Source organism: Proteus sp. TSJ240517 (genome assembly GCF_047921575.1).
In the GTDB taxonomy this organism is placed as follows: Bacteria; Pseudomonadota; Gammaproteobacteria; order Enterobacterales; family Enterobacteriaceae; genus Proteus.
This window is the reverse complement of sequence record NZ_JBLRMH010000011.1, coordinates 24,220-36,243: the sequence shown is the minus strand read 5'-3', so window position 1 is coordinate 36,243 and position 12,024 is coordinate 24,220. Positions and strand designations below refer to the sequence as shown.

Annotated in this window: 8 protein-coding genes; 7 read left to right on the top strand and 1 reads right to left on the bottom strand. The window is 38.1% G+C overall.

Annotation, left to right across the window (positions count from 1 at the left end):
* Window positions 1–184 precede the first annotated feature (184 nt).
* Complete coding sequence (locus ACNARN_RS16615; protein WP_416304714.1) at window positions 185–1,492, top strand: NAD(P)/FAD-dependent oxidoreductase; 1,308 nt, start codon at window positions 185–187, stop codon at window positions 1,490–1,492.
* A gap of 849 nt (window positions 1,493–2,341) precedes the next feature.
* Window positions 2,342–2,842, top strand: a complete 501-nt coding sequence (gene umoD, locus ACNARN_RS16610) for a flagellar biogenesis regulator UmoD (protein ID WP_109372894.1) — start codon at window positions 2,342–2,344, stop codon at window positions 2,840–2,842.
* 86 nt (window positions 2,843–2,928) lie between these two features.
* On the opposite strand, the gene mfd is transcribed toward umoD, so the two are convergent.
* On the bottom strand, window positions 2,929–6,372 hold the full coding sequence (gene mfd, locus ACNARN_RS16605) for a transcription-repair coupling factor (RefSeq protein ID WP_198632308.1): 3,444 nt from the start codon (window positions 6,370–6,372) through the stop codon (window positions 2,929–2,931).
* Window positions 6,373–6,566: 194 nt separating this feature from the next.
* Between mfd and lolC the strand changes: the two genes are divergently transcribed.
* The 5 genes from lolC (at window position 6,567) to pepT (ending at window position 12,007) form a co-directional block, all read left to right on the top strand.
* On the top strand, window positions 6,567–7,769 hold the full coding sequence (gene lolC / locus ACNARN_RS16600) for a lipoprotein-releasing ABC transporter permease subunit LolC (RefSeq protein ID WP_198626534.1): 1,203 nt from the start codon (window positions 6,567–6,569) through the stop codon (window positions 7,767–7,769).
* A 22-nt stretch (window positions 7,770–7,791) separates the two neighbouring features.
* Entirely contained in the window at window positions 7,792–8,520 is a 729-nt protein-coding gene (gene lolD / locus ACNARN_RS16595) for a lipoprotein-releasing ABC transporter ATP-binding protein LolD (RefSeq protein WP_416304767.1), read from the top strand.
* Window positions 8,520–9,767, top strand: coding sequence for a lipoprotein-releasing ABC transporter permease subunit LolE (gene lolE / locus ACNARN_RS16590; protein ID WP_198626535.1), 1,248 nt, complete (start codon window positions 8,520–8,522; stop codon window positions 9,765–9,767). Before lolD ends, lolE begins: the two co-directional genes overlap by 1 nt.
* 85 nt (window positions 9,768–9,852) lie before the next feature.
* On the top strand, window positions 9,853–10,710 hold the full coding sequence (gene cobB, locus ACNARN_RS16585) for a Sir2 family NAD+-dependent deacetylase (protein ID WP_196736451.1): 858 nt from the start codon (window positions 9,853–9,855) through the stop codon (window positions 10,708–10,710).
* 52 nt (window positions 10,711–10,762) lie between these two features.
* Complete coding sequence (gene pepT / locus ACNARN_RS16580) at window positions 10,763–12,007, top strand: peptidase T (RefSeq protein ID WP_109372899.1); 1,245 nt, start codon at window positions 10,763–10,765, stop codon at window positions 12,005–12,007.
* Window positions 12,008–12,024 lie beyond the last annotated feature (17 nt).

The window sequence follows — 12,024 nt, the reverse complement described above, 5'->3', positions numbered from 1 at the left end:
TCAAAAAATAGATATGAATATTCAAATATTTTTGATATAAATCAACTTTGGTATGACCATCTTTCCAATTAACTTGCTTAAGAACAAAAATAACAGCAGAAACGATTTAACTGTCATTATTTAAGTAGATTTCACTAAGGCTATTTAAATAACAACAGTAAATATCTTTATGGAGTGACGTTAAATGTCATTAAAAAAAATTGTTATTGTCGGTGGCGGCGCTGGTGGTTTAGAACTGGCGACCAAATTAGGCAATAAATTAGGACGCAGCAAAAAAGCAGAGATCACCTTAGTGGATCGCAACAACAGTCATCTATGGAAACCCCTTTTACATGAAGTAGCAACGGGCTCTTTAGATGATGGTGTTGATGCTTTAAGTTATCTAGCACACGGCTATAACCATCATTTTAATTTCCAATTAGGCTCATTAACAGGGCTTGATCGTGAGCAAAAAAATATCACATTGGCTGCTATTTATAATGAAGAGCAAGAATTGCTCGTACCTGAACGTACATTAGACTACGATATTTTAGTGATGGCGTTAGGCAGTAAATCAAACGATTTTGGCACACCAGGTATTAAAGAGAACTGTATTTTCTTGGACAGTCCTCAACAAGCACATCGTTTCCATAACGAAATGTTAAATTTATTTTTAAAATACTCAGCAGATACCAATGCACAAGAAGAAAATCGTAAGGTAAATATTGCGATTGTGGGTGGTGGTGCAACGGGTGTTGAACTTTCAGCTGAATTGCATAATGCAGTACGTCAGCTTAATAGTTATGGATTAAAAAAATTAGCACCTTCAGCATTAAATATTACTTTGGTTGAAGCTGGAGAGCATATCTTACCTGCATTACCAGTGCGTATATCTAGTGCTGCACATCAGGAATTAACCAAATTAGGTGTGCGAGTGATGACCAAAACCATGGTCACAAGCGCAGATGAAGGTGGATTAAACACCAAAGATGGTGAGCATATTGATGCTGACTTAATGGTGTGGGCAGCAGGTATTAAAGCGCCTGATTTTATGAAAGAGATTGCTGGCCTAGAAACTAACCGTATTAATCAGTTGGTCGTTAAACCTACCTTACAAACAACCTTAGATGAGTCTATCTTTGCAATTGGTGACTGTTCTTCTTGTCCAAGAAAAGAAGGCGGTTTTGTTCCACCAAGAGCACAATCCGCACATCAAATGGCAAGTCGTTGTTACAGCAATATTTTAGCAATGTTAAAAGATAAACCGCTAAAAGATTATGTGTTTACCGATCACGGCTCATTAGTTTCACTCTCTAAATTTAGTACCGTGGGGAGTTTGATGGGGAATTTAATGAAGGGGGACATGATGATCGAAGGGCGCATAGCGCGGATTGTTTATATCTCTTTATATCGAATGCATCAAATAGCGTTGCATGGTTATATCAAAACTGGACTTATGATGTTAGTCGGATCAATCAACCGAGTAATTAGACCTAAACTAAAACTTCATTAATTTATCTTTTGCTTTACAGATAAGACAAAAGTTACTTTTTTAAACCCTCATATTTTATGAGGGTTTTTTATCTATTTTTTATTTTAAATTAAATAATTAAATGAGAATATCCAAATAAAATAAATAAACATAGCATAAAGCACTAGATGATTTGTCTGCCTATATCAGAAATAACCGATAACGCTAAAGCTCAATAGAGTAATGATAAATATAATTTTATTATTAAGGTTAAACTTGTAATATTAAAGATAACATTTATTTTATTTATTACGCTAAATTATTTAAGACTTTTCTTAAATAAAAAATGATGTTTAATTCATTAATTCATCAAATAAAATGTTATGGTGTTTCGTAGATTTGTATTAGAAAGATAATAAGTTAAAATTATTAGAAATAAGCTTAACTTGTTATTTTTACTCGTATTTAAATGGGTAAAATAATTTTACAAATCTTAAAAGTAAATTTTATAATATGCGTTAAATATGGAATATCGCCTATTTTTAGGCGACATTTGTTAACTTAGTGTTATCATAATGATGTATCATAAGTAGCATGACGATTTTTATTTTTTCAGCTTAATAAATTAAGATCTATCTTAATATAATGTGTAAGTCCTAAGAATGTAGTTAGTATTTAATTAAGTAATTAAAACAGAAATAAGTGGTGTATTTAACATGTCATAAATACGTGGTTTACTTATTATGTTAATCAGCATGGATGTTGAATTAAGCTATCAGATTAGAGAATTCATTTATTGAATAGTAAATATATTAGCCAGTTAGAGTGAAACCGTGGCTTTTATTACGTATCTGTGGCAATTAAGGATAAAACAAATAAAAAGGGGTAAAAGTGGGTGTTAATGTCAGAAAGTACACACTAATAGGACTAATCATTGTATTAGCTATTCTTTCATTTATTGCATGGAGGTGGGTATTTCCCCAGCCTCAATACGCTCATGTCGTTTCAGCTACACCTATTAAATCAACTGTTTTTGTGACAGAAGAGTATTGTCATCGAATTGGCTTACCTACACCTTTTACACCAGAAAAATTGTCACGATTTCATCCCGCAGAGCAAGAGTGTCGAGTGTTTTATATGATTGAAGCACTCAATAACAGCAATATTGCTAATTTCCCTTATCCTCAATTTAAAGAGTGCATCCCGATTTATCGTCAAGAGCGTAGAATTGTTGGTTATGATGTGCTTTATACTATCGATGGAACACCGGGCAAAGTACGTACCACGTTTAAACCTGGTGAAATTATCGCATTAGATTCTGATGGTAGGCTGATTTTAGAACAAGAACCTTATTGTTCTATGAATGAAAAAGTACCTTGCCGTAAAGATTAAATCTAAAGAATAAAAAAGGCGTAATGAAGGAGTGAAACCACTTCAATTACGCCTTTTTACTGATTCAAAAAATCATAAATATGTGGTTATTTGATCTTATGATCATTGAACGCACTTAACATATCATCAATAAAGGTGAGTCGTTTCTCACGCTCAGTGAGATCTGTAATAAATTTCAGTTTTGATGGACCATCTAAACGGAAAATAGCAGGTTGTTCTTGAAGTAGGCTGATTAAATATCCTGGTTCAACCTTATTCTTTTCACCAAACTCAATAAATCCGCCTTTATCATGAGCTTCAATTCGAGTGATACCCAAGCTCATTGCACTTAAGCGAATAGCAGCATTACGCAGTAGATAACGCCCTGCATCAGGCAGCTTACCAAATCTATCAATTAACTCTGCTCTTAGATCATTAAGCTCTGTTAAGTCGATCGCACTGGCAATTCGTTTATAGAATGAAAGTCTGACATTTACATCAGGAATGTAATCATCAGGCAACAAGACAGGCATTCTTAATTCAATTTCAGTTTGTTGATTGGTGAGATCTTCAAGTGATGGCTCTCTACCCTCTTTAAGTGCTTCTACTGCACTTTCTAGCAATTCCATATAAAGAGAGAAGCCGACGGTATTCATTTGACCGCTCTGCTCTTCACCTAATAGCTCACCCGCACCCCGAATTTCTAAATCATGGGTGGCTAATGCAAAACCAGCACCCAGATCTTCCAGTGAAGCAATCGCTTCTAAACGTTTATGAGCATCCTTTGTCATTGCTTTAGGATGAGGTGTCAACAAATAAGCATAAGCTTGATGATGAGAACGACCTACGCGACCACGTAACTGATGCAATTGCGCTAAACCAAAGTGATCTGCACGTTCAATAATAATGGTGTTCGCGGTTGGTATATCGATACCTGTTTCAATAATTGTGGTGCAAAGTAACACATTAAAACGTTGGTGATGGAAATCATTCATCACACGTTCAAGTTCACGCTCACGCATTTGTCCGTGACCAATACCAATACGTGCTTCAGGAACGAGTGCAGCCAGTCTCTCACGGGCTTTTTCGATATTCTCAACATCGTTATACAAGTAATAAACTTGTCCGCCACGCAATGTTTCACGCAAGATAGCTTCGCGCACCACTAAGTCATCATATTCTCGCACAAAGGTTTTCACCGATAAGCGACGTGCTGGTGGTGTTGCAATAATAGAAAGATCACGCATACCGCTCATTGCCATATTCAACGTACGAGGAATAGGCGTTGCTGTTAGCGTTAATATATCGACATTAGCACGCATGGCTTTTATTCGCTCTTTATGGCGAACACCAAAGCGGTGCTCTTCATCGACAATTAATAGCCCCAAATCTTTCCACTGAATATTTGGTTGAAGCAATTTATGTGTGCCAATGACAATATCAACTGTACCTTCGGCCAGTTTTTCTGTGATTTGCTGTTGCTCTTTTGCGCTACGAAAACGTGAGATCATCTCAATGTTAACGGGCCAATTAGCAAAACGATCACGGAAATTATCAAAATGTTGCTGAGCCAATAGGGTGGTTGGTACTAAAATAGCGACTTGTTTATTGTTGTTAACGGCAAGAAATGCAGCGCGCATCGCCACTTCTGTTTTACCAAATCCGACATCGCCACAGACGAGTCTATCCATTGAAATGGCTTGGCACATATCGCTAAGCACAGCATTGATAGCCATTTCTTGATCAGGTGTTGTTTCAAAAGGAAAGCTTTGGCGGAATGATTGGTATTGCTCTTTATCCATTTTAAAGGCGAAGCCTGTTTTTACTTCGCGTTGAGCATAAACATCTAATAACTCTGCTGCGACATCTCGCACTTTTTCAGCAGCTTTTTGGCGAGCTCTTACCCATGCATCGCCACCCAATTTATGTAGTGGGGCATTTTCATCTGCGCCACCAGAATAACGACTGATTAAATGCAGTGATGAAACAGGAACATAAAGCTTGTCATTACCCGCGTAGCTTAACATCAAATATTCAGCTTTAACGCCACCAGCTTCTAGTGTTGTCATTCCTTGATAGCGACCAACACCATGTTGAAGATGAACAACGGGCTGTCCTATGCTTAATTCAGCAAGGTTGCGAATTAAGGTATCTGTATTAATAGCACGACGATTGTCTTGGCGACGACGATTAACGCGTTCACCTAACATATCACTTTCACAGATCATGGCTAATTGACGATGGTTATCAATAAATCCATGTTCAGCAGCACCAATGATAAAGTAAAAACCTTTCTCTTGAGCATCAGATAATTCAATGATTTGCTTAGGTGCTATTTTTATCCGCGATAAAAGCTCTTGTACGGTTTCGCGTCGTCCTTCACTTTCAACAGAGAAAATAACACTACCTGAAAATTGTTCTTGGAATCGGCGTAAGTTATCTAAAGGTGATTTGCTTTGAGCGTTAATCGATAAATCAGGAAGAGGTTGATAGCCTAAATTGGTCTGTCCCGCTTTTTCTGGCAACGTTTCTGTTTTAAGTTGAATACGAGGCCACTGTTTTAACTCTTTATTAAATTTATCAACATTCAGCCAAATATCATCTGGTGGTAACAGTGGTCGCATAGGATCAACGCGACGGCTTTCAAAACGTTGATTAATGTCTTGCCAAAATTTTTCTGCAAAATCTTGTAGATCTTGCGTCACTATCAATGTGTTTTTAGGGAAATAAGCAAATAAGTTAGATAAAGGCTGTTCAAAAAACAGGGATTGCCAATATTCAATTCCCGTTGGCAATATGTGTTTACTTACTTGCTGATAAATATGTTCAGGATCACGTCTTACATCAAACCGTTCACGCCATTGGCTACGGAAAGTTTCTATCGCATTTGCATCTGTTGGGAATTCATGTGCAGGCAGTAAATTAATTTGATCAACTTCAGCTAATGTCCGTTGTGTATCGACATCAAAAGTACGCAGGCTATCTATTTCGTCATCGAAAAAATCAATACGATAAGGAAATTCACTTCCCATAGGAAATAAATCTAATAATGCACCACGCGTTGCGTATTCCCCATGTTCTAATACTTGTTCGACATGGCGATATCCCGCTTCATCTAATGTTTTACGTAAATTATCACGAGAAAGTATCTCTCCTTTTTGCATTACCAACGCATGACTTGCGAGATAATCCGTTGGGCAGACTTTCTGCATTAACGTATTGACAGGTAAGATTAAAATTCCCTTGAGAAGTGATGGAATACGGTATAGCGTAGAAAGGCGGTTTGAGATGATTTCTTGGTGAGGTGAAAAACTGTCGTATGGCAGCGTTTCCCAATCCGATAATGTCTCTACTGGATAATCACAAAACTGACGGATTTCATCTTGTAAACGCAATGCATTTTGCATATCACGAGTAACAAGAACGACTAATCCAGAGTGACGTTTGATGATCTCGGCACATTCTAGAGCACAAGCGGCACCAGTCAATTGACCTAGCTGACGAGTATCCCCTTGTTTTATAGGAAGTTGATAACGATATTCTGAGGACATAAGCGTGTAATGTGAACTCTTTGTTGTAGTTAACTCCCAACACATCTTTAGCTTAATGGCTAAAGCTTAAACTGGCGGGCAGGTTAAGATAAAAGAAAAAACCACAGTTTGGGAATAGAGTGGTTCCATTCAGTAAGACTACCCTTTATTATCCCTGAACACTTCGCATTAGCAACAGGAACAGCACAGATTTCATGTACAATTCTGTCTCATTTTATATAGGGCTCCGTTATATGCGGGGTCGTGCGGTCGATAAATTCGGTCGCTTCGTCTCATGGCTATCCGCTTTAGGGATTATGTTAGGTGTCGCGGCACTGATTACAGTGACTTCTGTCATGAATGGTTTTGAACGTTCGTTGCAAGAAAGCATTCTTGCTTATATTCCACAAGCCATCGTGACATCACCTAACGGGCAATTACCCCGAGATTCAAATATAGCTGAAAGATTACTGACGCGTGAAGGTATCATAAACGTTACCCCTTTAGTAGAAGGCGATGTTGTTTTGCAAAGTAAAGACAATATCAGCGTTGGTGTTATGTTGGGTATAGAAAAAGAGCAAGATGAACCTTTAACGAAACATATTCGTTATGGCGATTTTTCTATGCTGAAAGCGGGTGATTATGGTGTGATTTTAGGAAGTGGCCTTGCTAAACAGTTAAAAGCAAAAGAAGGCGATAACATCCGCCTTATTGTGCCAAGCGTAAGCCAATTAACACCAATGGGAAGATTACCTAGCCAACGGTTATTTACCGTTAAAGGTATTTTCCAAAGTGGTGGCGATGCAGATGCCTCACAAATCTTAGTTAATCAGCAAGATGCGGCACGTTTAATGCGTTATCAGCCGGGTAATATTACAGGATGGCGTCTTTTCTTTACTGATCCTCTCAATATTGAAAAATACAGTGCACAATCTTTAGATAAAAATCTAAGTTGGAGAGATTGGCGCGAACGTAAAGGTGAATTTTTCCAAGCTGTAAAAATGGAAAAAAATATGATGGGATTATTATTAAGCTTAATTATAGCAGTGGCAGCTTTTAATATTATTACCTCACTTTCTTTGTTGGTCATGGAAAAACAAGGTGAAGTTGCTATTTTGCAAACTATGGGTTTAAAACGCTCTCAGATTATGTCCATTTTTATGCTACAAGGTGCAGGTGCGGGTATTTTAGGGGCGGTAGCTGGTGGTCTGTTAGGCGCATTACTCTCAAGCCAATTAAACGTTATTATGCCAGCGGTAGGACTTATCCCTCAAGGTGTGGAATTGCCCGCAACACTTGATTGGGGACGCGTCTTTATGATTGGTTTCTCCGCTATTATCATTTCCCTTTTATCCACTTTATACCCGTCTTGGCGGGCCGCGGCTATTCAGCCAGCAGAGGCGCTACGTTATGAGTAATTCTTCTTTGAATAAACAACCAATGGCATCAGAAAAACAAATACACATTAATAAAGATGGTTTATTGGATTGCCACGCCCTATGTAAACAATACCAAGATGGTTCTATTTCCACACAAGTGCTGAAATCAGTCTCTTTTAAAATGGATAAGGGCGATTTTCTTGCCATCGTGGGGAGTTCCGGCTCAGGAAAAAGTACTTTATTACATTTACTGGGTGGATTAGATTCTCCCACATCAGGTGAAGTCTTTTTTAAAGGGCAATCACTTAATAAATTATCCTCTTCTGAAAAGGCTGATCTACGTAATAGCCAATTGGGTTTTATTTATCAATTTCATCATCTATTACCTGATTTCACCGCACTTGAAAATGTTGCTATGCCACTGATGATTGGCGGCACGAGCGCTTCAGTTGCAAAAGAAAAAGCGATGTCTTTACTTGAAGCTGTTGGGTTAAAAGATCGCGCTCATCACCGTCCTTCAGAGCTTTCTGGTGGTGAGAGACAACGCGTTGCGATTGCGAGAGCATTAGTGAACGATCCTGCATTAGTCCTTGCTGATGAACCAACGGGTAATCTTGACCAGAAAAATGCAGAAGGGATTTTTGAATTGTTGATTAAGTTAAACAAAGAAAAACAAACCGCTTTTCTGGTCGTAACGCATGATTTGTCACTGGCGGCTCGTTTTCAGCGCCAACTTGAAATGAAAGATGGTCAACTACAGTCACAAAACGCAATTTCAGGAGTGAAATAATGGCGCAATTGCCACTTGCATTAGTGACCGCATTACGTTTTTCAAGAGGGCGAAAACGTGCGGGAATGGTTTCTTTAATTTCAGTTATTTCAACACTGGGCATTATGCTGGGTGTTGCTGTCTTAATTATTGGCTTAAGTGCCATGAATGGCTTTGAGCGTGAATTAAAAAACCGTATTTTATCAGTTGTGCCTCACGGACAAATTTATTCAGTAGAACAGCCATTTGTACAATGGCAATCAGCATTACCTCGTATTGAAAATACCCAAGGTGTTGTCGCTGCTGCTCCTTATATTTTACTCACTGGATTGTTAGAAAAAGGAACAGAGTTAAAGGCAGTGCAAGTGATGGGGGTCTCACCTGAAAAACAAGGTGATATCAGCCTGTTGCCTCGATATGTACAAAACAATGCATGGCAAAATTTTAAGGCAGGTAAACAACAAATTATTATAGGACAAGGTGTTGCCAATGCGTTGAAAATAAAACAAGGTGATTGGCTGACGGTATTAATTCCTAATAATGATGATCCTACTAAGCTTTTACAGCCTAAACGTATTCGCTTACAAGTGAGTGGTATCTTTAAACTCAGTGGAATGCTTGATCACCAATTAGCGTTAATTCCTTTATCAGATGCGCAACAATATATGGATTATGGGCAAGGCATTACAGGGATTGAAGTGAAAACAGTAGATCCTTTTTTCGCGAATGAAATTATTCATAATGCGGGTTTAAACAGTAAAGAATATGTTTATGCGAAAAGCTGGATAAGTGACTATGGCTATATGTATAGCGATATTCAGATGATCCGTAGCATTATGTATTTATCGATGATCTTAGTGATTGGTGTCGCTTGTTTTAATATTGTCTCAACGCTGATTATGGCGGTAAGAGATAAAAGTAGTGATATTGCTATTTTACGAACGTTAGGTGCACGAGATAGCCATATTCGTAATATCTTTTTATGGTACGGTTTATTATCAGGCATGATTGGTTGTGTCGCTGGTGTGATATTTGGTGTATTGGTTGCTTATAATTTAACGCCATTAGTGTCTGTTATTGAATCATTAACGGGACACAGTGTGTTGTCAGGCGATGTTTATTTCGTCGACTTTCTACCTTCAGAAGTTCATTTAATTGACGTTTTCTCTGTATTTATTACCACTGTGATCTTAAGCCTGATTGCAAGTTGGTATCCTGCACGCCGAGCCACTAAACTAGATCCTGCAAGAATTTTAAGTGGACAATAAGTTTATTGACATACAAAGAAGAAAAAACGCTTAAACTAGTGAAGATAAGAAACGCGATATTTAAATTTGAAAACCAAGGATTGTAATGATGAAACTTAAACTTCGTCATCGTCGGCTTAGGAAGTTTCGTAAGATCAAAAATTTACGTAGGCAGCATTCACGTTGTCGTTATTTTCATCTCACCCATAAAACGGAACATGAAATGAATTTACCCAAAGTTGTCGTATTAACAGGGGCTGGCATTTCTGCTGAATCAGGAATTAAAACATTCCGATCAGAAGATGGATTGTGGGAAGAACATCGCGTTGAAGATGTTGCAACACCTGAAGGTTATCAACGCAATCCCCAATTGGTTCAGCAGTTTTACAATGAACGTCGCCGCCAATTGCAACAACCTTCTATTCAACCTAATGAAGCGCATTATGCATTAGCGAAACTAGAGCAACGTTTAGGTAAAGACAATTTTTTACTCGTTACGCAAAATATTGATAATCTGCATGAAAAAGCAGGTAGTAAACATATTTTGCATATGCATGGTGAATTGCTAAAAGTGCGTTGCCCTCAATCTCGTCAAGTATTTGAGTGGAAAGGGGACTTAGAAACAACCGATCGTTGTCATTGCTGCCAATTCCCATCGCCACTACGCCCACATATTGTCTGGTTTGGTGAAATGCCAATTGGTATGGAAGAGATTTATCACGCTTTGGCTGAGGCTGATATTTTTATCTCTATCGGTACATCTGGAAATGTTTACCCAGCAGCTGGTTTTGTCCATGAAGCTCGATTAACAGGCGCTCATACTGTTGAGTTAAATCTTGAACCCAGTTTGGTTGAAAGTCAGTTTGAAGAGAAACATTATGGCCCTGCAAGTCAGGTAGTTGATGAATATGTTCATAAATTGTTTGAATTAATTAATGATCCTAAAGCTGATTTGACGCAATAATTATTTTATAGAGTTCCCTATTATTGTTCTTAGAGAGATCTTAGGGGGCAAAATGGATAAATTATTAGAACGTTTTTTTGAATATATTAATTTTGATACACAATCAAAACCATCTTCAAAAATGTCACCAAGCAGTGATGGACAATTAAAACTTGCCAAGGCATTGGCTCAAGAATTAAAAAAGCTGGGCTTTTCCGATGTAATGCTCAGTGACAAGGGATGTGTAATGGCAAGTTTACCATCCAATGTATCTTGGCCAGTGCCAGTTATTGGCTTTATTTCGCATCTTGATACATCTCCTGACTTTTCAGGAAAACATGTAAAACCACAAGTGCTTGAAGATTATCGTGGTGGTGATATTGCTTTAGGTATTGGTGATGAAGTGTTATCGCCAGTTATGTTCCCAATCTTACATTCAATGATTGGTAAGACATTAATTACTACTGATGGCAAAACATTACTGGGTGCGGACGACAAAGCAGGTATTGCTGAAATTATTACTGCGATGGTGCGCTTAAAAGAAACGAATCGACCTCATGGGGATATTCGCATTGCTTTCACTCCTGATGAAGAAATCGGGCGTGGCGCGCATTATGTAGACTTAAAAGCATTCGGTGCAAGCTGGGCTTATACCGTTGATGGTGGTGGTGTTGGCGAACTGGAATATGAAAACTTCAATGCCGCATCCGTGAATATCAAAATTGTAGGTAACAATGTTCACCCAGGCAGTGCAAAAGGGGTGATGGTTAATGCATTAGGATTAGCAACACGTATTCATCAAGAATTACCTGTTGACGAAACACCAGAAAATACCGATGGTTATGAAGGTTTTTACCATCTGCAAAGTATCAAAGGCTCGGTAGAAAGAGCGGAAATGCATTATATTATCCGTGATTTTAATCGTAACTTATTTGAAAAACGCAAACAGAATATGATTGCGATTGCAGAGAGAGTGGGTAAAGGCCTGCATCCTGATTGTTATATTGAGCTAACGATTGATGATAGCTATTACAATATGCATGATAAAGTTGTTCAATTCCCTCACATCATTGAAATAGCCAAACAAGCCATGATTGATTGTGATATTGAGCCAAATATCAAGCCTATTCGTGGTGGTACAGACGGTGCTCAACTTTCTTACCGTGGATTACCTTGCCCTAATATTTTCACAGGCGGTTATAATTTCCATGGTAAGCATGAATTTATCTCTTTAGAAGGCATGGAAGCGGCGGTGAGTGTCATTATGCGCATTGCTGAAATAACGGCTGAAAGAGAAAAGGCTAAAGTAGTTAGCTAATCGTTTATTGAGCTTCG

Coding starts and splice junctions, on each gene's coding strand:
- ACNARN_RS16615 (WP_416304714.1), top strand. CDS start 185: ATGTCATTAAAAAAAATTGTTATTGTCGGTGGCGGCGCTGGTGGTTTA.
- mfd (WP_198632308.1), bottom strand. CDS start 6,372: ATGTCCTCAGAATATCGTTATCAACTTCCTATAAAACAAGGGGATACT.
- lolC (WP_198626534.1), top strand. CDS start 6,567: ATGTACAATTCTGTCTCATTTTATATAGGGCTCCGTTATATGCGGGGT.
- lolD (WP_416304767.1), top strand. CDS start 7,792: ATGGCATCAGAAAAACAAATACACATTAATAAAGATGGTTTATTGGAT.
- lolE (WP_198626535.1), top strand. CDS start 8,520: ATGGCGCAATTGCCACTTGCATTAGTGACCGCATTACGTTTTTCAAGA.
- cobB (WP_196736451.1), top strand. CDS start 9,853: ATGATGAAACTTAAACTTCGTCATCGTCGGCTTAGGAAGTTTCGTAAG.
- pepT (WP_109372899.1), top strand. CDS start 10,763: ATGGATAAATTATTAGAACGTTTTTTTGAATATATTAATTTTGATACA.